The sequence below is a fragment of the Bisgaardia hudsonensis genome (assembly GCF_004345785.1).
GTDB lineage: Bacteria > Pseudomonadota > Gammaproteobacteria > Enterobacterales > Pasteurellaceae > Bisgaardia > Bisgaardia hudsonensis.
In genome coordinates, this window is the sequence record NZ_SLXI01000004.1 from 208,612 (window position 1) to 231,652 (window position 23,041).

Sequence of the window (23,041 nt, forward strand, 5' to 3'; positions counted from 1 at the left end):
AACTATTAACTATTAACTATTAACTATTAACTATTAACTATTAACTATTAACTATTAACTATTAACTATTAACTATTAACTATTAACTATTAACTACGGATCTCTATACTGTTAGTAATAAAAAATATTAACGATTAACTAAAAAACGCCCATTTTAGGGCGTTTTGTTTTTTTAGATTTTTTAGTATGTTAGAATTTTGCTAGTAGCATTGCTTCTAATTTTTCTTGGTCAGCCGCGAACTTACGGATACCTTCCGCTAGTTTTTCAACTGCCATTGGATCACTATTGTGTTGCCAGTAGAATTCTGCTTCTGTTAATGGTTGCGGTTTTGCTTTTATTTCCCCAGTAAATTCTAATTTACGAGTAAGTACCGTGTTGTTTTCTTGTAATTCTTTTAATAGTGGTGGCGCAATGGTTAAACGATCACAACCTGCTAATTCGGTAATTTCACCAATATTACGGAAACTAGCTCCCATGACCACGGTTTTATAACCATATTCTTTATAATAATTATAAATTTTGGTTACTGAAACAACACCTGGATCTTCTGCTGGTGCATAATCTTTCTTGTCTGAGTTTGCTTTATACCAATCTAAAATACGCCCAACAAAAGGTGAAATTAAATAAACACCTGCTTCAGCACAGGCACGAGCTTGTGCTTCTGAAAATAATAAGGTTAAATTACAATTAATGCCTTCTTTTTCCAAAATTTCTGCGGCACGGATGCCTTGCCAAGTAGAAGCAACTTTAATCAAAATACGATCATTGCTAATGCCTGCTTCATTGTATAGTGCAATTAGTTTACGTGCTTTTTCAATCGTTGCTTGGGTATCATAAGATAAGCGAGCATCAACTTCTGTCGAAATACGTCCTGGGACAATTTTTAAAATTTCCAAACCGATATTTACAGCTAATTTATCTTCTGCATCAATAAGTTGCTGTGCTTTATCTGTACTTTTTGATTTCCCATAAGCAATCGCTTCATCAATAAGTGGAGCATATTGTGGTAATGCTGATGCACTTAAAATCAATGATGGATTGGTTGTCGCATCTTGTGGTTGATATGTTTTGATTGCTTCAATGTCGCCAGTATCGGCAACAACGACAGTCATTTCACGTAATGTACTTAATTGTGTTGTCATAAAATGTCCTCAATAATAGATATGAACAATGGTTTATTACAATACCATATAATTGCTACAATTAAACCAGTATTTTACTTTTATATTCATTGATAAATAAAATAGTATAATAATGGTTAACTCTTGAAACATTTTACATTATTTGGAGCAAATATGGTAATACGTTGTAGTTGGGTAACAGATGATGAAATTTATATTAAATATCATGATGAAGAATGGGGAAAACCGCAATATGATAGCCTAAAATTATTTGAACAGATTTGTTTAGAAGGACAGCAAGCGGGGCTATCTTGGATAACTGTGTTAAAAAAACGAGAGAATTACAGAAAAGCATTCTATCAATTTGATCCTTATAAAATAATTCATATTGACTCACAAGAAATCAATATTATGTTAGATAACAAAGGGTTAATACGACATAAATTAAAACTGGAAGCCATTGTTAAAAATGCTAATGCGTATATTCAAATGGAAAAGCGCGGTGAAAATTTTTCAGATTTTATCTGGTCTTTTGTTAATCATCAGCCACAAATCAATGATATTCAAACAACAGATCATCGACCAACCCAAACAGCAATATCTAAAAAAATGTCACAAGAATTAAAGAAAAGAGGTTTTGTATTTGTGGGAGAAACCATTTGTTATGCTTTTATGCAGTCAATGGGATTAGTCAATGATCATATAAATGATTGTTTGTATAAATAGATTTAGCTATTAATTGCTAACATCAAAAGTAGCATTGGTTATTAATTATTTACTTAAACCATGATTAATGGTTAAAGCTAAAAAATCATTAACCACTAACTTTTTATTCTAAAAATACTTAGTGGTTAGTGATTAATTAATTGCTAACATCAAAAGTAGCATTGGTTATTAATTATTTACTTAAACCATGATTAATGGTTAAAGCTAAAAAATCATTAATCGCTAACTTTTTATTCTAAAAATACTTAGTGGTTAGTGATTAATTAATTGCTAACATTAAAAGTAGCGTTGGTTATTAATTATTTACTTAAACTATGATTCATGGTTAAAGCTAAAAAATCATTAATCGCTAACTTTTTATTCTAAAAATACTTAGTGGTTAGTGATTAATTAATTGCTAACATCAAAAGTAGTGTTGGTTATTAATTATTTAAACTATGATTCATGGTTAAAGCTAAAAAATCATTAATCACTAACTTTTTATTCTAAAAATAATTAGTGATTAATTGCTAACATTAAACTGTGTTTTGGTTAGTTATTCATTAGCTATTTAAACAACAATTAATAACTAATAATTCACTATTTTTCTTTATTTTCTTTATTTTCTTTCGTTTCTTTAAATGTGGGGATTGGATCCTCTTTTAAATCATTATAGGGAACGAATTTTTTAAAATTAAAGACTTTAATTTGCTGATCATCTTTGTCAGAATAAAAGTCATAGTTTTTATTTAATTCTTCAGTAGTAATATTTAGCCATTGAGAAAAACCATAAAGAAAATTAACCGCACTTCTTTTTGTATTAACGACAGTTCGTTGATGATCATCGCTTGATAGTTTTAAAAATGGTACAAGGTAGCTTTGCTTATATTCAGCATCATGTTCCAAAGTCAATTTTTCTTTATCAGGATCTTCTTTATTAGTATGTGCCAAGCCGTGATCTGAGAAATAGATCAAAGAATAGCTTTCATTTTGTTTTTTCAGTAAATCAACAACAGCTTTGATTAAATTATCTGTTTTTAAAATAGAATTGACATAACAAGAGATACTTTTATTAATAAATTGATATTTTCTCTCATTTTCTTTTACTCTATCACAAAATGCAGAATGAGATCCCATTAAATGTAATACAAATAATCTGGTTTTATTATGGAAGGTTTTTTCTTTGAGTAGCTGATCTAATTTTTCGACTAATTTAAAATCATCTTCATTAGAAACATTAAATGCCCCTTTTTTGGTAAAGTAAGGCATATTTGACATCATACCTAAACGGCTTGCTATCGTATCATAACGACCAATGCTTCCTTGATTTGATAACCAAAAAGTCTTGATTTTAGCGGCTTTGGCTAAAGTAATTATATTATAGGAAAAGTCTTGTTTATTCGTTTTGGGATCGTTAATTTTAAAGTAAAAACTGTGTAAAAATGAATGATACGTTGCTGGTGCTGAAGCGATATAATGTGTATTAATATAACCTTTTGTATTATCCATAAAAGGTGAAGTTGCTAAACTAAAGCCATAGGTTGAAAGATAGTCGTATCTAGCACTTTCACCAATAATCAATACATAATTTTTATATTGTGGATTCGCAGAGGTAATATGCCAAGGTGGAATAACCTTGGTGGCTAATTGTAAGGCTTCCTTTTCCGTATAATAGTCATTAATACTGCTGTAAATATTAATATAAAATGAAATCACATTAATTGGGCTATTTTTTAATGTCCACTCAGCCTCAACATCGGGATTATTACTATTTTCAAATACATATTTCGTTGGGGTATAAATAGCACAAAAAATAAATAGCATAAATAACACCGCATTTAATATCCTTTGTTGTTTTTGCTCTTTTGGAGGCAGTGTTTTGATCGGATAATATTTACTTAGTCTAAGTAATATGATTCCGAAAAATAGATAGAGTAATGGAAAAGTAAGTTGATTTAACCTAATCTCTTTTATAAAGGCAAAAGACTCGGTTATATTGGTTTCAATAAATGCTGCAATAATTCCCGAATTCAAAGGTCCATAGCGAAGACCAATAGGATAATATAATGCCAGACTTAAGATCACAAAAATAATTAAATATTTAAATAATTTTTGATGATAAAAATAGATAAGATAAAACAAAATAAAAGTAGCAAAAGGTGCATAAACAGAAGTGAGTTCAGGAGAAATAAAAATTGTAAAGGTTGAAAAAAGTAGTAGCCAAATTAAAAACAGGCGATCATTTAAATATTTTATAAACTTTTTTAACATCAGATTTACCTAAAATACAGTCAAGGTGGTTATTTTTTTATTTATATATATATGATTATGCCATTTTTAATTGATTAAAAATGGCATAATATTAATGTTATTGAATTTTTTAATTAGAAATTAGGGCGTTCACTCGCTGCGTGTCCTACTTCTTCTTGTAAACCAATAATTTGTCTAAAACTATCAAGTAATTGAGCTTCACTTTCAGCAAAATAAAGATTCTCTTGTCCTACACACTTTTGCCAAGCTTGCATCTGTACTCCAAAGCTATTTGCTGTTTGTTTTGGACCAAAAAACACAAAGGCTATTTTAGCTGGCTGCTTTTCGTAGTTTTCATCTTGTAAGGTATCTAATCTGTTTCGTATTGCCTCGCACATTCCCTTATTAATCAATGTGGTTGTGATTTCAGGATCCAAAGAATAGCTCGCTACGCTATAGCAATATAGTAAATCTCTAAATGATAATTTTGCAAAATTATATCCCCGATAATAACCGCTAGCACATTTTAGATAAGTTAGCTCATCTTTACCATCTGACATTACCAATAATACCCGTTTAGTATTAATACCTAATTTTGAGGGTTGCACTTCTGGCTTGGTATTTTTATTCATTAGAGAATTTGCGCCAATTAACAATCCTGAGCTAGATAATGTTCCCCCACTTGGATATATTTGCTTAAAGTCATTGTAGAATTTATTTGATTCATTTGCGTTGTACCAAAACTTGGTGGTTTCCATTTCTTTGAATTTTTTTTGATAGCCATATGATGTATAATATTGCTTTTCAATTCCATTCTTATATCGTTCATATTGCCCTAAACACCACTCTGGTGCGTCACTTTTTGCATAATAAAGCCAATTATTCCGATTTGTACCATCAAAGAGGCTGATATCGCTAACAGTTTGGTTTAAATCAAAATAGCTGTCTTTTTGTGCATACAATAAGTAATAAAATAAACTGAAAAAGCTATTTGTTTGATTATATCTAGAGTCTGTCCTTATTTGGTGCTCCCAATAATTTTTGATTATTTTAGGGGTCAAATTGTGAATATTACTTTTTAAGGCATAAGGTAAATAACAGTATTTTGGTTGACCATGTTGAGAGGCACCTATTGCAAAATTCGTGAAGCCTAAACGATTGTAACGACTGCTTTCTTTTGATAACAGCTCATCAGAAACTTGTTTAACAACATTTCGTAGCATATCGATTTTACTTATCTGGGAACCTGTTACATTCTGTCCATGAATATTTTGTTTCATTGAACCCGTGAAATCTAGCACTAACATCACATCAAGAGGAACCGTATCAAGATTTTTTTGGACAAAAATTCCGTCACTTTTAATTTTTACTGTTTTATCAAAACTCAAGTCAAAACCATCTTGTTTCATATATAACCAAGAAGGGCGGTCAAATTCGCCGGCAATTTTACAAGCTACAGATTTCAGTTCTGCATTACCTTTTTTGAGATGTCCACATTCATAACTAAATTTATCGGTAATTTTAGTATTATCTTCTTGATAACTATTCGGTAGATAATAGCTTCTGACGATTGTCGCAATCAATTCTTTATTGCGTTTATCTTGTTTCGCTTTTAGTTCATTATTATTAAATTTATCTTTCTCTTCTGCTGTTACTTGTTGTCCGAGAACATTGGCATGGTCTTTATTTTCACGAAATTCATTATTTTCCGCTACTAATAGTAATCCCGCTTGTTCCATCCCTTGATTAAAACGGGCTTTATCAAGCAGTATGCCTGATCCATCAACCACTAGAGCAACAAAACCAACGAGAGCTAGGCTGATAAGTCCCATTATTATAGAATAAACACCTTGTTCATCCTTTAGAAAAGACAAGAACATATTTTTTTTCAATATGCTTGATAGTTTGTTCTTGATCATAAGAACTCCTTAGGTTTGAGTTATCGAGAAACCGTTGCTGAAGATGAACGTATCATCTGTTTAGACTGGTTTCTATCGTTTAATGTAACAGCTTTAAATAGGCTATAATTAGGAATACAAATCGTTATCTGATAGAGCGGAATTTTTCTTCCGTTTTTTGATTCAGAACGAGGAGCAATGGATTTTAGCCCATTTAATGACATGTAAGGTTTGCAATCGCTATTATTATCACCAAAAGTTTTATAGGTAGCCGCAGGATCATCTTGCGCTGATCTCGGTGTAGCAAAAGACAGCGATTCTAATATAACACTAATTTCTTTTTGAGTATTTACGTCATCATAGATTAATTTTTTGGCTAATTTTTTAAATTGATCTGCTTCATTTGCTGTAATTTCTTCACTGTTATTATGTAATTGGGTACGTTCTCGTAAGATATTGACTAGCGAATAAGTCGCATTATCCAATTTTCCTAAATTAGAACGCAGTATTGCAAGATCTGCCATAAACACGAGAATCAGCAGTAGCACTATTGTGATTAATAAAAATTCAATGGTAATAGCACCTTGTTGTTGTCTAATGAAAGACTTAAAACGATTAACGATTAAATGAACTTCTTTCATATTCTTGTACCATGAGTATTTTACGTTTAAATGCTGAATCAACCGTTTGCCCAATAAAAGGCAAAGGAATGAGAAACTTGTATTTATAATTTAAAGAATATTGTGCGATAGCCGCATCCTTACCTGTTGGCGAAACTAACTTGGCTTCTCCTGTTTTGGGGTCTGTTTCTGTTTTTGGTTCTCTAAATTTATTGCTAATTAGATCTTCGATTGATTCAGCATATTTGAGATCCACTTTAACAGTAATATTCTCCAGTGCAAACAATCCCATAACTAATGGCGAAGCTAATTTTTTATGTTCAGCAAGTAATATATTTTCAAATGCTTTTTGATAGTTGCCATCTGCTGCTCGATGGTTTTTAGTTAGTCTGACACTTTCAGTAATTGCTAGATCCCAATAAGCAGAGAGAAGAGCGATACGCCCCAACTCAAAAATTGAAAACAAAACAAAAAAGAATATCCCCACCGTGAGTGCAAATTCGATTGTGGATACACCTCGTTTATTTGTTAGAAAATGCTTTAGTTTTTTCATATTAATTGCTCTTAATGAAAATAAATAATAAGAAATAAACCAAAATTAGTTTAGTAAATAAACTAATTTTAGTTTCCTATCTATTTATTTTGTAACAGAAATTGTTTTAGATACTTTCTGTGTTTTCTTTAATGCGTTAACTAAATCATCCGCAGAAGTATTTAAATGCTCTTTTTTGATAATATCTAAGGCATAATCAGTTTTGCCACTTTTTACTAAGGCAAATACTAAGTTATGTAAAAGTCTTTGCTCTTTTTCGCCATTAAGATATTGTGGTAACAGTAGTTGAACTGCATTTTTATAGTCACCATTGATAATCTGTAGCATTGCTAAGTTATTAATAGCGACTACATCATCAATAAATAACTCTCTTGATTTCGCAAAATCATATTGTGCATCATTAAGTTTTCCTACCTGAGCGTAAGCAATACCTCTGCTATTGTAAGCCTCTACATTGTTTGGATATCTAGCGATCAAGGCTGTAGCTGACTCAATGGCTTGTTGATATTCTCGTAGTTGTATCAATGCTTTTACTTTTAAGATAGTTGCTTTTTCTATAAATTGCGGATGATCTAATAATGGTGCTACATACAATAACGCAGAGCGACTATCACCTTTTTTATAGTAGCTATCAGAAAGTTTATAGCGAATACTTGGATCATCATTACCCTTTAAAACTTCACGGTAAATTGATACCAAACCAGAATAATTTCTTGTAGATTCATATAGCTTTTCTTTGGATGCGATATCTTCCACCGTTAATGGCGCTTGATTTGTTTGTATAGAAGAACAAGCTGTGATGAATACAATCAATGTTGATAATAATATTTTCTTTGTTAAATTAGAATACATTTGGAAGGACCCTCATTGCACCTGGTGCTAAAATTAAAATAATGATAGGAAACATAATAAACAAAATTAATGGAATACTCATTTTTGCTGATAATGTTCCTAAGTGTTCTTCAATCGTAAGTAATTGTAGTTCTCTAATATCCGCAGATAATTGAATTAACTGATAATAAATAGATGAACCAAAATTAATACTTTGTTGCATCACTGTTGAAAACATTCTGATTTCTTTTGTAGGAAGTGAAACAGAAAGATCATCAAGTGCCGCATTTAAGCTCGTTATTTCAGATTTTCTAATAATTCTTAAGATTACATAAGATAAATCTGCATTTAATTTTTTGAAATCAATCGCGACTCGTTTCAAAGCCATATCAATAGTCATACCGGTCTGTACGCATACAGCGACTAAATCAATAAAACCAGGCAAATCAGACATGATCAAGCGGATTTTTCTTTTTAATACAATGTTTGTTACAATTCCTGGAATTAATACTACAACCACAAAGATCATTGATATTCCCATCAATAATTCTACTAATTCTTTATGACGATTTAGTAAATAATAAATTGTAAAACAGACGGACATAATTAGTAGCTTTATTTTAATGTTTTTATCAATGATTGCCATTGCTTTCAATATTTTATTATTATTGATTAATAATAATTCAAGCTCAACTTGTTGTCTATTTTTTCCCTTTTTGACTTCATCATCACTTTTTTCTTTTGGTCTAATGCCTAAAAGAATTTCTTTATTGCGTTGATATTTATTTTTATTCGATATTGCAAGCGTAAGGATAACAATGCCTGCTAGTATTAGAAAAAAATAAAATAGTAATGTATTTAACATCAGCTTACTTTCCTCATTAGCCACCAAATAATTCCCATTCCGAAAGTTTCACTTCCTAACACATAATAAAGGATAATTCGACCATTAGGATCATTTATCACGAAATCAAAGTTTTCAGGCATTGTGAATTTCATAAAAATAAAGAATGCAAAAGGAAATGCTGCAACTATCATGGCTGACATTCTTGCCTCTGAGGTCATTGCCCGTTTTTTCTGTTCCATTTTTTTACTGTCTGCGATCACTCGTCCTAAACGGCTAATAACTTCTTTCATTTGACCACCTTTATCTAAATTTATTTTGATAATAGTAGAAAAGAAGTAAAATTCTTTATAGGGATAACGAGAGTAGCTGTCATCAAAAATCGTATCACTATCTTCGCCCAGAGCTAATCTTCTATAAATTCGTTTAAATTCATCGCCTAACTGACCTTGAATATCTTTTCCGCAACGTTCGATTGCTTGTAATAAACCCGCACCAGAAGATGTTGCAGCATTGAGAATCTGAATAACTTCAGGAAAAGAGGTTTCAAAAATAATTCTATTTCTCCGCTTGCCTAGTTTCCAAACGATTATTATTAATAACAAGGCGTAAGCTGGAACAAAAAAGTGTCTTGCCAGTTGTATATAGAAATCATTAACATAAAAACAAACTAGAAAAATGACCGCATTAATTAATACATTTTTCAGCAAATTTTTAGGATCACCTGCGATAAAATAGAATTTCCATAAGGCAACACGAGATTTTATCCATGCCCATAAGTTAGTAGAATTCCTAACCGATGAGGGTAATGGATTAATTTTCTTTTTTGTTACATATAGGCTTCTTGCGGTATATGCTGCTAACAAAATACCAAAGATTAATGCCAGCCAATATAAGAGTAAGATCATTTGTGGTCCTCAAAGATACCTTTTAGTTCTTCACTCAAATTAAAAATTTGAGCATTTTGAGCTACGATTGATCGAGAAAGTAAACCATGTGAAACAAATTCACCAATAATTTTGCCATCCTTATCACGGAATTTTGATGGTTGATAGCTAAAAATATCCTGCATCACAATTTGTCCATTTTCCATACCCATTACTTCTGTAATGTTCATTATTTTTCTGGAACCATCATTTAATCGAGATGCTTGAACGATGATATTTACTGCTGATGCTATATTTCGACGAATAGCTTCTAATGGTAGATTAGCATTTGACATCATTACCATACTTTCAAGACGGGCAGTCGCATCTCTTGGTGTATTCGCATGCAATGTTGACATTGAACCATCATGGCCCGTATTCATTGCTTGTAACATTTGAAATGCTTCCGCACCACGACACTCCCCAACAATGATACGTTCAGGACGCATACGCAAGGCATTAATTACCAAATCTTGCATTGATACTTCACCAGTATGTTCAACCCCAGCTACCCTTGTTTCTAAACGCACCACATGAGGCTGTTCCAAACGTAATTCAGCGGTATCTTCTAGGGTTACAATACGTTCTTCGTGAGAAATATAATTTGATAAGGCATTTAACAGGGTTGTTTTACCAGAACCTGTACCACCAGAAACAATAATATTTATCCGTGATCTTGCTGCAATAATAAGGAAATTCGCCATTTTTAGCGACATAGAACCATATCCGACAAGTTCTTGTAGGGATTTTTTAGATTTACTAAACTTACGAATAGAAATGGAAGTTCCATCTATGGCAATAGGTGGTATTACCACATTAAGACGGCTACCATCAGGCAGACGTGAATCCACCAACGGTGAACCGTCATCAATTCTCCGACCTACTAAAGATACCAAACGTCTAGCTATATCTGTCAACTGCTCATTATTGATAAAGCGTTTATCTGTTTTTTCCAGAATACCCGCACGTTCAATCCAAACATCATTTGGCCCATTGACTAAAATATCATTAATACCATCGTCTTCCATTAATTCTCGTAATGGACCATATCCCATAATCTCATCAGTAACCAATTCAGCCATTTCATTGGCATCAACGGCAGTTAAATAATTATTGGTTCGATTAGCAACGATATGAACTAATTGAGTGATTTCCTCAATTAGTTTATCTCTTTCTCCCTTAATAATTTCTAATTTATCCGTATTAAGGTTACTTAATATTTCTGTTCTAAAGAAAATTTGTTGTTCATTGGTTAACATAATTTATAACTTTAATCTGCCATTAATTTTTGAATAAAACTTTTAAACAAACTTTTTTTCTCTTTTTTAGCTTGTCGAGATAACACACCGATAATTTTCATCGCTAAGTCATGCAACACTTTTACTTGTGAGCGTGATAATTTAACTTCTAACACATTTTTGGCGGTTGTTTTCTTAATAAAAGGAATGACCGCATCAACACGTGAATTAAGTAAGGTTTCAATATCCGATTTTGCCATTAATTGAGAATGTTCTTGGTTACTATCAGAAATACAAATAAAAGAGCGAATAGGTTGCCCTGTGTTTTTTTGAGTACGATTACATTGATCTAAAAATTGTTTTGCTACTCTTAGTGAGCCGACATGACGCTCCACTACGAGTACAAAAGTATTACTAAATTCAAAAAAGGATTCGAAATCATCTCTATCGACATTAAAAATAGGCTTATCATAAATCACAAAATTATACTTTTGGAGAGCCGATTTATCTAAAATTTGAATATCATTATTTAATAAATCTAGATTTGCATCGTATTCAACAATATCACCTTGCAATTTTTTGTCAAAAAGTAAATCAAGATTTTGAGATCCGTTTTTAGCTTGTGCTAATAACACGGGAACTTTTTTATAAGATGCAATTTGATTTGCAATCTGTGAACTGATGAAAGTGCTACCTATACCACCTTTACAACCTAACACACAAACTTTAACTGTATGTCTTGTTTTTGGGATAGTAATAGAGGAAGAGGCAATTTTCTCCATCATTAAATTAAGTTGTGTATCCGAATTAAAATAGAGAATACTGTGATCTAATAACTTTTGTGACAAAGAAATTGAATCACTTTGACCGATTAAGCAACACCATACTTGTTGCGGCACAATTGCATTCACATTTTCTGAGATGGCTAAAACATCAGTTTCATTGGCTACATCAATGATAACACCAATAGTTTCCTCTGCGTTTAAAGCTATACTCTCGCTAAAAAAATATTTTGAAATAATTTCAATATTTTCTATACCTCTTGAGCGTAGTAGCTGGGAAAGTTTATTTCTGATATTTTCTGACTCGGATATTACAACAACTTTTCGCACATTATCAATATTCGAGGTATCTTTATCAAGTAGTAACATAAAAAATCATTAGTCCTTAATTTTTTAGCTGAACGTTGTTATTGTTATTCGTTGCGCAAGGTTGTTGTGGACGATAAATGATTTGTTCACCAATTCTTGCACGACAAGGGTATGTATTCCCCGCTAATTCTTGTACTTCTACGTATAGCGGATAAATCGCATTTTTTGCTTTCAGTAAATGGATTTTATTGCGGTGAATACGTGCGTCTAATAAAACTTTTTGTATTTTGACCGCACTTTTATAGTAAGATTTGTCTTTATAATAAATGTTAATCTCTTTATCCAAATTGCTTCCTACATTCTTTTTAACATTGAGTAATAAATTCTGTTGTGCTGATTCAGAATTATTAAACAATACATAAAGGTCCGTTTTTTCTACTAAAGGAACTATACTACTGAGTGGCTGTGCAACATTCGCATTATTTTTGAGGGAATAAGCAACGGCATCATTCAAAGATAATATAGTCAATAATGAAAGAGATAATTTTAAAATTCTATTTATCATTGTATAAATCCTCCCCTTCTTAAGAAATTGGTAGTCAATGTTTTGTAGTAAACATTTTTCATCGGAGTAAGATTAAAGAATCTTTCCATTGTTCCTGTGCTTTCAAATGTAGGATAGGTGATATCATCGCCATTAACTGCTTTTACTAAGTTGACTGTTGCGACAATAACTAACTCTTTATTCGTTCTGCTGGTTTTAATATTGCGAAATAACGAACCAAAAATAGGGATATCACCGAGTAATGGTACCTTAGCAAGACCTTCTAAATCATCACTGCTATATAGTCCGCCAATGATAAAACTTTCGCCATTTGCTATTTCAAAAGTTGATTTTGATCTTCTTGTATTGAAATAAGGAAGATCAGAATCATTAATTTTTTGATGTCCGGCAATGGTACTCACTTCTTGTGCAAGCACTAATCGAATACGATCATTTTTTTGTACTTTTGCACCGACTGCGAGTTTGATACCAAAGTCTTTATAAATAATCGTTGGATTGCCTTTTTCATCCCGTTGTACAAATGGAATTTCACCGCCAACTAATATGTCTGCTGTTTCCCCTGATAGCATTGAGATATTTGGTTCTGCTAAAATTTTACCATTATCTTGGTTATTTACAGCATTAATAAAAAGAGATAATTTACTTGCATCAATAGATATTATCCCTTGAGCTTTTGTAAAACCTTTAGTCGCACCTGGAGAATTGTTTACTAAACTCCCAGATAAAGTACTCCAATCAACACCAAGTTGTTCCGTAAAAGTTTTATTAACTTCTACAACAGATAGTTTTACATTGATTTGTGTCGCAGATTCTAAAACAGAATTATTGATAACATTGTTGTATTCGTATTTGCTTAAGAAATCTACTTTCTCACTGCCACTACCTGATTTTAGCGTAGCTTCTGTTACTGTTGGTGACTCGCCAAGAGCTGCACCCATAATACGTTCAGCTTGTTCAATTTCTCTTTCATTTTTCGCTTTGCCTTCAATAATATAGGCTTTACCTACTTTTTTTACTCGTAATTCGCTATCAGGAATACGTGTTTGAATTTGTTGCTCTTCATGAGAGATGTTATTGATAGCGGCATTCACATAAATAGTGTCTGAAGTTAATGTTTTCCCTTCTTCATCAAAAACATTAATAGTGGTGCGACCTTCTTTTTTTGCATAAACCATAAAGCGATTATCGTCAATAATTTCATAATCAGCAATATCTGGTGTTGCAACAAAAATCGTATCAATCTTTTCATTTAGCTCAACAAGGTGGCTTTGCCCTTCCTCCAAGTAAAAACTTTTAGCTAAAAGCTGTAATGGTAAGAATGAGCTAAGTATCAGCAAACTAGATGCGATGGTTCTTCTTATAAACATAAATACTAACCTCTTAATTTTCTAATTAAAGCACCACGTTTATTTGTTGGTGTACTTTTATCTGTTGGTAATAGAATTAAACGTGTATCTTTTGGCAAAGAATAAAGCGGTTTGAGTTGTTCCGCTTTTAATCTTATTGCTACATAGCCAACTACATCATTTTTGGTGTTATTAAGCTCTTCTGCGGTGTAAGTTTTACTATACAATACTAGCTGTTTATCAAGTAGTTTGATTAGATCTGTTTGATCTGGGTTAGCATTGCCAACTACATTTTGATGATTATAAATGGAAACATAACCTCCACTTTGTAATGTATCTAAAATATAGCGTTCAGGGCTATGAATATATACTCGATAAGCGACTTCTTGTTTTGGGTCGATACTTGATACTAAGAATTTTGGATCATTTGGTGAAATTAACACTTGAGGTGATAATAATGAATCCGTTTTTAAATGTTGCGTAGTTAAAAAACCTTGTAAGGAATGGTCAGGGCTAGCATCAATTAATGGTTTTAAGTTATATTCCACTAATGAATTGTCTACTTCAACAGTAAATTCAGAGAGTTGGTAGTCTTGTGCTTGTAGTAATTTACCCGCTGTAACATCTTTTTTAATGCTCGCTGTGGTAATTAATACTTCTTCCTTTTTTGTTAGTTCAGGAAGTATTTGTTGTGTGTTTTCTATGCTATTACTATTGCTATTATTATTGTTTGGTATAATAAATAGCCCAACAAATGCGATAGCAAGAATAAGAAAAGAGACGGTAAATAAAACTTTATAATTCATTTTTAATCCTTATACTACTATTATGATAAGATCAAATTGTTGTCATATTATTGATTAGCTAAATAACCAAAGGTTAGATAAAAAACCTAAACTGATTGCTACACCATAAGGCAAGCCTTGCTGTTTTATTGATTGCCTGAAAAAAATCCAACCAAATATAATGAGTAATAAACCAAAAACTACAGTAGTTAAAAAGAGAAACGACATAACTTGCTCGTTAGGCGTGGTTAACATTAATACGGACATTAACTTTACATCGCCCGCCCCAATCACTTTGAAAAGGAACAATATAAAACCGATAATTAATGTTGTGACGGAGGGGAATAAAAACACTGTCCCGTAATCTAGCCAAGCTAACAGAATAACACATAATAGTAATGCGATAACAGCTTCATTACTGATTGTTCTAGTTTTGATGTCTGTCCAACTAACCCATAACAGAATCAATATCGTGGCAAAATAAATAGCGAACATAGGTTCCATGTAAAGTTAATGTAACATATTCAACAAAACCCACTAACTAAAACAAATTAACAATTAGTGGATATAAGATTACTTCAATATCATATTGTGATTATAGTTTCTAACTTATTCTTGTTTTGCTGTTTTCTCAACAGTTGTACTACTGATGAGATCAGTTAAACTACTAAATTTACCTCGTAATTTCTGAATAAATCCAGTGTCACTGTAGAATACCACTACGATCATTGCGGCAACAGCAATAGCAATTAGACCGTACTCAATAGCGGTAACGCCCTTAGTGTTGTTTTTAAAGTCACGAAGACTTTCTGTTACATTAATGTAAGCTTTAGTTGTAAGTTGATTTAACATTTTGATTTCCTATTTTCTGATGTATGTTTATTACGAATGCATAAAACATTCTACTTCTAACCTTGTGGAGCTGCAGTAGTTGTAACACTTGTACCGTTGATAAGGCTAGTTAAACTACTAAATTTAGTTTGCAGTTTCTGAATAAAACCATCACCACTGTAGAATACGACTACAATCATTGCCGCAACGGCGATAGCAATTAGACCTCGATAGCGGTTACACCTTTAGTGTTGTTTTTAAAGTCACGAAGACTTTCTGTTACGTTAACGTAAGCTTTAGTTGTAAGTTGATTTAACATTTTAGTTTCCTATTTTCTAATTTATTTTATGACGAATGTATAAAACATTCTACCTCTAGCCTTGTGGACCTGCTTCACCCTTTGAAACAGTAGTACTACTGATAAGGCTAGTTAGATCACTAAATTTTCCTTTCAGTTTCTGAATAAAACCATCATTACTGTAGAATACGACTACAATCATTGCCGCAACAGCGATAGCAATTAGACCGTACTCAATAGCGGTAACGCCCTTAGTGTTGTTTTTAAAGTCACGAAGACTTTCCGTTATATTGATATAAGCTTTAGTTGTAAGTTGATTTAACATTTTGATTCCCTATTTTCTGATTTATTTTCATTGTGAATACGTAAAACATTCTATTTCTAACTTTATGGAGTTCCTGTTGCAGTGTTTGAAACAGTAGTACCACTGATAAGGCTAGTTAGATCTCCAAATTTTCCTTTCAGTTTCTGAATAAATCCAGTGTCACTGTAGAATACCACTACGATCATTGCCGCAACAGCGATAGCAATTAAACCGTATTCGATAGCGGTTACGCCTTTGGTGTTGTTTTTAAAGTCGTGAAGACTTTCTGTTACATTAATGTAAGCTTTAGTTGTAAGTTGATTTAACATTTCATTCCTTAGTTTTCTGATTTAATTTATGAGTGCATAAAATATTCTACACTAAATATAGCTATGAATAGATTTATTTACCTCTATTTTGGCTACGAAGTAACCTACTCTAGCATTATAGAATTCTTTTTCTTCCTATGCAATTATTATTGATTAATTATTTAACTGTTTCTTGATATAAATCAATGTAATTTTTGTTTGGTTATATTAATCTAATTCTGGAGTTTGAACTGCTAAACCTTACTATTCTACTGATTTGTAGTTTTATTATAAATACGTAAAAATGGGTATGCGTAATGCATTTTAGTCTGGGTACTATTATAACTATGATGACATTATAGAATTGTTTTTTTTTTTTACAATTATAGTTTATTAAGTATCCGGTTATTTTTTGATCTTAATCAATGTTATTTAGGGCAGAAAAACTATTTAGAATACTAAATGCGAACAATTACTGCTTTTTTGCTCAATTTAATTTACAATTAAGTTATACAATAAATATCAGCCCTTGATAGATAGGTTTATAATGAAAAATTCTTATTCGCTACTTTTTATTTCTATTTTTACGGTACTTTATACATCTCAAAGTATCGCCAAATTAGAACAGCAATGTTTACTTCATGTTCCCCACTTTACTGGAAATATTGTAAAGACAGATCCTAATTCGCAGCCTGTTTATATTGTATCTGATAGTGCAGAGTTTAATTATCCTATTAATGCTATTTATCGTGGTAATGTTGATATACAACAGGGAAATAGACAGTTAAATACGGATTATGCAGAAGTAAAGCAAATAGGTAATGCAGAGGCTTTGGAGCGTTTTGCTTATATAAATAGCCCATTTAATTATAAAGATAATTTAATTCAATTATCGGGACGTTCTGCGAGATTGAGCTTAAATGATAAGGAAATAGCGGCAAAAGGGATTGATTATCAGTTTGTTGACAAGCAGGGACGAGGCACAGCAACAAGCGTAGAGGTATTTGATAATCATCGTATTATGGAAAATGCAACTTTTAGTACTTGTTTGGCTAACGATAATAGTTGGTCAATTGAAAGTATAAAAATGCGTCAACATATTAAAGAAGAATATGCTGAAATGTGGCATGCACGCTTCAAGATTCATGATGTTCCTATTTTTTATACGCCATATTTGCAATTACCGACTGGTGATAGGCGACGTTCTGGGTTACTTATTCCTAGTATTGGCCATTCTAGACGAGATGGTTCTTGGTTCTATCTTCCTTTCTATTGGAATATTGCATCTAATTTTGATGCGACGATTTCACCTAAATATATGTCTCATCGTGGTTGGCAGCTCAATGGTGAATTCCGCTATTTAGTTGATTTGGGGCTAGGGCAAATTGCTAGTGAATATTTACCTAACGATCGCTATAATCCATTATTAAAGAATGATGATCGCTATTTATTTTATTGGAACCATAACTCTCGTTTTTTACAAAATTGGCGCTTAAATATTGATTACACTAAAGTAAGCGATAAGTACTATTTTAGTCATTTTGATTCGAAATATGGTCGTAGTACGGATGGCTATGCCGAGCAGAGTATTAGTGCGGTGTATTATCAGCCTAATTATAATTTCACTATTTCAGCAAGACAATTTCAAGTATTTGATAATGTTAATATTGGACCTTATCGTGCTTTACCTGATATTAATTTTAATTATTATAAAAATGGATTATTAAATGGTTTATTCGATTTTAAATTGTATTCGCAAGCAATCCGTTTTGATAATAATAGTAATTTGATGCCAACTGCTTGGCGTTTTCATTTAGAACCATCGCTAGTTAGTTCTATTGCTAATAAATATGGTAGCATTAATCTTGAAACAAAATTGTATGCGACTCATTATCAGCAAAAGAAAGGAAGAGATTCTCAAGATGATGTTCAAAAATCTGTTAATCGAGTGTTACCTCAAATTAAAGTTAATTTTCAAACATTATTAGCTAAGAAAAATAGTTTTAGAGAGGGCTATACTCAGACGATAGAACCTCGTATTCAATATTTGTATCGTCCTTACAAAGATCAGAGTAACATTGGTACTGAGTTAAAAAGTAATTATGTCGGTTTTGGGTATGATTCTTCATTAATTCAACAAGATTACTATTCGTTGTTTAGCGATCGTCGTTATAGTGGATTGGATCGTATTGCATCCGCTAATCAGTTTACTTTAGGGGCGACTACAAGATTATATAATTCAGATGGTGATGAACGTTTTAATTTATCTCTAGGGCAGATTTATTATGTTAGAAACTCTCGTATTGATGAAAATATTGAAAGTAGTACAAATAATGCTACTTCCGCTTGGGCGCTTGAAACAAATTGGCGTATTAATCAAGATTGGAATTGGCATGGAAGCTATCAATATAGTCCAAATTTAAAAAAGACTTCATTGGCTAATTCCATTTTAGAATATAATCCATCAGGAAATAATATTATTCAATTAAGTTATCGTTATGCTAGTAAGGAATATATTGATCAGAATTCAAAATCAAATAATTATGGTCAAGATATTCAGCAAATTGGTATGGTTGCAGCTTGGGATGTGAATGATCATTGGGCGTTGGTTTCTCATTATTATCATGATCTTGCTTTCAAAAAATCATTAGAATCATATTTGGGCGTTAAATATAATACTTGTTGTTGGTCTGTAGGGGTTGGTGCTAAGCGTTATGTAGTAGATCGTTTTAATCCAAAGGATGATGAGGTGAAATATGATAACAGTTTCAATATTAAGCTTGAATTACAAGGATTTAGTGGCCATCAAAATTCTGGTGTTGAAAACATGTTAAGAGAAGGGAAATTACCTTATCTAAAACTATTTAGTCTCCATTGATTTATATTATAGGATTATAAATGACAAAAAAAGGGACTGATACTGACTGTTAGTATCAATCCCTTTTTTAATGATTTAATTATTATCAAAATAATGTTTATTGTTTAAAGTATTTATTAGTAAAACTTTAATTTAACATTATTATTGATATTACCAACCTTTTACTACGCCATCTTTAAAGAATTTAATTGCTTCTTGATTAACTTCTTCTGTTTGGAATGCTTTAACAAAATCTTTTAATGCTTGGCTATCTTTATTATCTTCACGAGAAACAATTAAATTTACATAAGGTGACTCTTTATCTTCAGCAAATAATCCGTCTTTTTCACGAGATAAATTATATTGAACCGCGTAAGTATTGTTAATAATTGCAAAATCAACATCATCTAATGTACGTGGAAGCAATGAAGCTTCTACTTCTTTGATTTCAATATTTTTTGGATTTTCAACAATATCAATTGATGTTGCAAGTAAGTTACTTGAATCTTTTAACTTAATTAATCCTTGTTTTTCTAACAGAAGTAATGCTCTTCCTAGATTACTTGGATTGTTTGGTACAGCAACAACAGCACCATCTTTTAGTTCAGAAAGGTTTTTAATCTTTTTAGAATAAGCTGCGATAGGATAAACGAAAGTATTACCTACTATCGCTAGTTTGTATCCTCTTTGTTCAACTTCTGTATCTAAATATGGTTTATGTTGGAATGCATTTGCATCCAATTCACCTTTTGATAATGCATCATTTGGTGAAGTATATTCTGTAAATTCAACCAATTTTACATCAATGTTATATTTTTCTTTTGCTATTCTCGCCGCAACTTCAGTTACTTGAGCTTCTGCGCCAGACATTACCCCAATAGTTAATTTTCTTGGTGTCGCATCACTTGATGGATTTGCATTAGCGATTCCCGCTAATAATGCTGTAGAAAAAATTGTAGTAAGACCTAATAATTTAGTTAATTTCATAAGTAAATCCTCTTTAATATGTTGTGTTAATAATATTTTATTTTTATTATCGATGGTCAAAGCGTTTAGCTAAACTATCACCTAGTTTTTGGCTTAACATTACGATTAATACGATAATGATTGTTGCGATCCATTTTACATAGACCATATTACGATGTTCACCATAGGTAATTGCAAGATTACCTAAGCCACCACCGCCGACAGCCCCTGCCATTGCAGAATAGCCTATAATACCTACCAGAGTAAGCGTTATTCCATTAATTAAAATAGGTGTTGACTCTGGTAAATAATATTTAGTTACAATTTGCCAATTTGTTGCACCCATTGATTTAGCTGCTTCTGTTAATCCACTAGGGATCTCTAAAAGTGCATTTGATGTGAGTCGTGCAAAGAATGGAATTGCGGTTATTGTTAAAGGAACGATTGCTGCTGTTGTTCCTAATGTAGTCCCGACTACAATACGAGTAAAAGGTAATAATATAACTAATAATATGATAAAAGGGACGGAACGACCGATATCAATAATCATATTTAATATTTTATGTGATGTACTATGTTCTAAGATTCTTCCTTGTCCCGTTAAGAATCCAAACAATCCAATTGGTAATCCCACTACGACAGAAAATAATGTTGCAATGATACCCATATATATAGTTTCAAAAGTTGAAATACCTACAAGCTCCCAAACTCTAGGAGTTAATTCATTAGTAAAATCGATCCATAATTGATCAAACATAGCCTAACACCTCAATTTTTACATTTTGTTCTATTAAATATATTTTTGCTTTTGTAATTGCTTCTTCATCCCCTTCTAGCTCCGCAATAACAAAGCCAAATTTAATACCACCTGCGTAATCAATTTGAGAGGTTAAAACACTCAAATCAATCCCAAATTTTTTGGACACTTGTGATAATATTGGTGCATCAACAGTACGTCCAGTGAATTCAAATTTCATTATTGGGTATGATTTCTCATGCGTTGGTTTATTCGTGAGTTTTTCCATATATTCTTCAGGTAAAGTAACATGGAATGTCGAACGAATGAATTCTTTTGCTAATTGTGTTTTTGGGTTGGAAAATATTTCACTCACAGAACCCTGTTCAATTAGTTTCCCTTGATCGATAACCGCCACTTGATCACAAATCCTTTTTACTACTTCCATTTCGTGTGTTATTAAAAGAATTGTAATACCTAAAGTGCGGTTAATTTCTTTTAATAATTTTAATATTGATTGTGTTGTTGCTGGATCTAACGCACTGGTTGCTTCATCACAAAGCAAGACCTTCGGTTCACTTGCTAATGCTCGAGCAATCGCCACTCGTTGTTTTTGCCCTCCAGATAAGTTAGATGGATATACATTTTTTTTATCAACCAATCCAACTAATTCTAATAAAGCATCAACTTTTTGTTTAATTTCTTCTTTTGATTTATGCTCTAATTCCAATGGAAGAGCTACATTTTTAAAGACCGTTCTTGAACTTAATAAATTAAAATGTTGGAAAATCATACCAATATTGCGACGCTCATTAACTAATTCAGCATTTTTTAATTTAGTAAGATCCTTTCCATCAACTATAATTGTTCCTGAAGATGGTTCTTCAAGAAGATTTACACAACGAATTAAGGTACTTTTTCCCGCACCAGAGGCGCCAATGACGCCACAAATTTGACCTTTAGGAATCTCAAGACTGACATTGTCTAGTGCTATCAGTTTTTTTCCTGATACATCAAAAATTTTACTGATGTTTTTTAATTTAATCATTATAACCCTTTTATTTGAACTTATTTTACCTTTAGACTTTTAATAAGCATTCTAGACATCTAGATTGCTATGTCAATATTTATTTTATTAAATTTATATAATTTTTTTTAATAAGATATAATTAAAATTGATTAAAGATGCTATTACATAGGATAATCAATACAAATTTTAATAAAGAGAAAAGAGATATGGGGAAAGCAACAAAAGCTATTTTTTTAGATCGTGATGGTACAATTAATATTGATTATGGTTATGTACACCAAATAGATCAATTTCAATTTATTGATGGTTGTATCGAATCTTTGAAGGAATTAAAAGAATTAGGCTATTTACTTATTCTCGTGACTAATCAATCAGGGATTGCTAGAGGTTATTTTTCTGAGGCGCAATTTTTACAATTAACAGAATGGATGGATTGGTCATTAGCAGATCGTGGTGTTGATCTTGATGGAATTTACTATTGTCCACATCATATAAATGGAATAGGTGAATTTAAAGTTGATTGTAATTGCCGAAAACCTAAAACAGGTATGTTTGAGCAGGCTATTAGTGATTTTAATATTGATCCAAGTATATCTTTTATGGTTGGAGATAAAAAAGAAGATATGCAAGCTGGGATTAATGCGGGAATAAAAAATAAGGTATTAGTAAGAACTGGAAAGCCTATAACGGAAGAAAGTATAAATTTTGCTGATTATGTAATAAATTCTATTTCAGAGTTACCTAATTTAATCAGAACATTGAATAAATAATCACTTTTGATTAAAAAATTTATATATAATGATCGAAAAATATTCTTTCAGTCAAAATTTTAAAATTTTTTTAAAAAAGTACTTGCAAAGTTTGATGAGATATCTATAATACGCCCCACAACGACACGACGTTGTCAGAAGAAAATGCTCGTGTCGTTTTTTGTTCT

Annotated in this window: 24 protein-coding genes; 3 read left to right on the plus strand and 21 right to left on the minus strand. The window is 31.7% G+C overall.

Going from position 1 to position 23,041, the window contains the following annotated elements; genetic code table 11:
* Nucleotides 1-189: 189 nt before the first annotated feature.
* A complete protein-coding gene (gene tal, locus EV697_RS07040; RefSeq protein WP_132024059.1) occupies nucleotides 190-1,143 on the minus strand; it encodes a transaldolase in 954 nt (317 codons plus the stop codon).
* A 153-nt stretch (nucleotides 1,144-1,296) separates the two neighbouring features.
* Here tal and EV697_RS07045 point away from each other — a divergent pair, with 153 nt between their 5' ends.
* Entirely contained in the window at nucleotides 1,297-1,848 is a 552-nt protein-coding gene (locus EV697_RS07045) for a DNA-3-methyladenine glycosylase I (RefSeq protein WP_132024061.1), read from the plus strand.
* Between the two features lie 579 nt (nucleotides 1,849-2,427).
* Here EV697_RS07045 and EV697_RS07050 read toward each other — a convergent pair.
* The 17 genes from EV697_RS07050 to EV697_RS07130 form a co-directional block, all read right to left on the minus strand.
* Nucleotides 2,428-4,098 (minus strand): phosphoethanolamine transferase, encoded by a 1,671-nt coding sequence (locus EV697_RS07050; RefSeq protein ID WP_132024063.1) that lies wholly within the window; start codon nucleotides 4,096-4,098, stop codon nucleotides 2,428-2,430.
* 113 nt (nucleotides 4,099-4,211) lie between these two features.
* On the minus strand, nucleotides 4,212-5,996 hold the full coding sequence (locus EV697_RS07055; RefSeq protein WP_132024067.1) for a Flp family type IVb pilin: 1,785 nt from the start codon (nucleotides 5,994-5,996) through the stop codon (nucleotides 4,212-4,214).
* Nucleotides 5,997-6,016: 20 nt separating this feature from the next.
* Complete coding sequence (gene tadF / locus EV697_RS07060; protein ID WP_132024069.1) at nucleotides 6,017-6,616, minus strand: tight adherence pilus pseudopilin TadF; 600 nt, start codon at nucleotides 6,614-6,616, stop codon at nucleotides 6,017-6,019.
* On the minus strand, nucleotides 6,591-7,148 hold the full coding sequence (locus tag EV697_RS07065) for a TadE/TadG family type IV pilus assembly protein (RefSeq protein WP_132024071.1): 558 nt from the start codon (nucleotides 7,146-7,148) through the stop codon (nucleotides 6,591-6,593). Before EV697_RS07065 ends, tadF begins: the two co-directional genes overlap by 26 nt.
* Before the next feature lie 84 nt (nucleotides 7,149-7,232).
* Nucleotides 7,233-8,000 (minus strand): tetratricopeptide repeat protein, encoded by a 768-nt coding sequence (locus EV697_RS07070; protein WP_132024073.1) that lies wholly within the window; start codon nucleotides 7,998-8,000, stop codon nucleotides 7,233-7,235.
* The gene (locus EV697_RS07075; protein WP_132024119.1) at nucleotides 7,990-8,847 is read right to left on the minus strand and encodes a type II secretion system F family protein; all 858 of its coding nucleotides are present in this window, start codon (nucleotides 8,845-8,847) and stop codon (nucleotides 7,990-7,992) included. The genes EV697_RS07070 and EV697_RS07075 overlap by 11 nt, the downstream gene beginning before the upstream one ends.
* Entirely contained in the window at nucleotides 8,844-9,731 is an 888-nt protein-coding gene (locus EV697_RS07080; protein ID WP_132024075.1) for a type II secretion system F family protein, read from the minus strand. The genes EV697_RS07075 and EV697_RS07080 overlap by 4 nt, the downstream gene beginning before the upstream one ends.
* Nucleotides 9,728-11,008: a TadA family conjugal transfer-associated ATPase gene (locus tag EV697_RS07085; protein ID WP_132024077.1), complete on the minus strand. Its 1,281-nt coding sequence runs from the start codon at nucleotides 11,006-11,008 to the stop codon at nucleotides 9,728-9,730. Before EV697_RS07085 ends, EV697_RS07080 begins: the two co-directional genes overlap by 4 nt.
* 11 nt (nucleotides 11,009-11,019) lie before the next feature.
* Nucleotides 11,020-12,138 carry a CpaE/TadZ family protein gene (locus EV697_RS07090; protein WP_132024079.1) on the minus strand — a complete coding sequence of 373 codons (1,119 nt, stop codon included), beginning with the start codon at nucleotides 12,136-12,138 and terminating at the stop codon, nucleotides 11,020-11,022.
* A gap of 16 nt (nucleotides 12,139-12,154) precedes the next feature.
* Complete coding sequence (locus EV697_RS07095; protein WP_132024081.1) at nucleotides 12,155-12,643, minus strand: hypothetical protein; 489 nt, start codon at nucleotides 12,641-12,643, stop codon at nucleotides 12,155-12,157.
* Complete coding sequence (locus EV697_RS07100; protein WP_132024083.1) at nucleotides 12,640-14,010, minus strand: type II and III secretion system protein family protein; 1,371 nt, start codon at nucleotides 14,008-14,010, stop codon at nucleotides 12,640-12,642. Before EV697_RS07100 ends, EV697_RS07095 begins: the two co-directional genes overlap by 4 nt.
* 5 nt (nucleotides 14,011-14,015) lie before the next feature.
* Entirely contained in the window at nucleotides 14,016-14,795 is a 780-nt protein-coding gene (locus EV697_RS07105; RefSeq protein ID WP_132024085.1) for a flp operon protein C, read from the minus strand.
* 54 nt (nucleotides 14,796-14,849) lie between these two features.
* Nucleotides 14,850-15,269, minus strand: a complete 420-nt coding sequence (locus EV697_RS07110; protein ID WP_132024087.1) for an A24 family peptidase — start codon at nucleotides 15,267-15,269, stop codon at nucleotides 14,850-14,852.
* Nucleotides 15,270-15,383: 114 nt separating this feature from the next.
* Nucleotides 15,384-15,626 carry a Flp family type IVb pilin gene (locus EV697_RS07115; protein WP_132024089.1) on the minus strand — a complete coding sequence of 81 codons (243 nt, stop codon included), beginning with the start codon at nucleotides 15,624-15,626 and terminating at the stop codon, nucleotides 15,384-15,386.
* 56 nt (nucleotides 15,627-15,682) lie between these two features.
* Nucleotides 15,683-15,805, minus strand: coding sequence for a hypothetical protein (locus EV697_RS10095; RefSeq protein WP_418883946.1), 123 nt, complete (start codon nucleotides 15,803-15,805; stop codon nucleotides 15,683-15,685).
* Nucleotides 15,806-15,979: 174 nt separating this feature from the next.
* Nucleotides 15,980-16,228, minus strand: a complete 249-nt coding sequence (locus tag EV697_RS07125) for a Flp family type IVb pilin (protein ID WP_132024091.1) — start codon at nucleotides 16,226-16,228, stop codon at nucleotides 15,980-15,982.
* A 62-nt stretch (nucleotides 16,229-16,290) separates the two neighbouring features.
* Nucleotides 16,291-16,536, minus strand: coding sequence for a Flp family type IVb pilin (locus EV697_RS07130; protein ID WP_132024093.1), 246 nt, complete (start codon nucleotides 16,534-16,536; stop codon nucleotides 16,291-16,293).
* A gap of 526 nt (nucleotides 16,537-17,062) precedes the next feature.
* Here EV697_RS07130 and lptD point away from each other — a divergent pair.
* Nucleotides 17,063-19,393 (plus strand): LPS assembly protein LptD, encoded by a 2,331-nt coding sequence (gene lptD, locus EV697_RS07135; RefSeq protein ID WP_176672781.1) that lies wholly within the window; start codon nucleotides 17,063-17,065, stop codon nucleotides 19,391-19,393.
* Between the two features lie 150 nt (nucleotides 19,394-19,543).
* Here the strand turns inward: lptD and EV697_RS07140 are convergent, their stop codons facing one another.
* Genes EV697_RS07140 through metN form a run of 3 tightly spaced genes read right to left on the minus strand, consistent with a single transcriptional unit; the run spans nucleotide 19,544 to nucleotide 22,122 of the window.
* A complete protein-coding gene (locus tag EV697_RS07140) occupies nucleotides 19,544-20,359 on the minus strand; it encodes a MetQ/NlpA family lipoprotein (RefSeq protein ID WP_132024095.1) in 816 nt (271 codons plus the stop codon).
* A 46-nt stretch (nucleotides 20,360-20,405) separates the two neighbouring features.
* Nucleotides 20,406-21,095: a methionine ABC transporter permease gene (locus tag EV697_RS07145; RefSeq protein ID WP_132024097.1), complete on the minus strand. Its 690-nt coding sequence runs from the start codon at nucleotides 21,093-21,095 to the stop codon at nucleotides 20,406-20,408.
* A complete protein-coding gene (gene metN / locus EV697_RS07150) occupies nucleotides 21,088-22,122 on the minus strand; it encodes a methionine ABC transporter ATP-binding protein MetN (RefSeq protein WP_132024099.1) in 1,035 nt (344 codons plus the stop codon). The genes EV697_RS07145 and metN overlap by 8 nt, the downstream gene beginning before the upstream one ends.
* A gap of 188 nt (nucleotides 22,123-22,310) precedes the next feature.
* Here metN and gmhB point away from each other — a divergent pair, with 188 nt between their 5' ends.
* Nucleotides 22,311-22,874: a D-glycero-beta-D-manno-heptose 1,7-bisphosphate 7-phosphatase gene (gene gmhB, locus EV697_RS07155; RefSeq protein WP_132024101.1), complete on the plus strand. Its 564-nt coding sequence runs from the start codon at nucleotides 22,311-22,313 to the stop codon at nucleotides 22,872-22,874.
* Nucleotides 22,875-23,041: the final 167 nt, after the last annotated feature.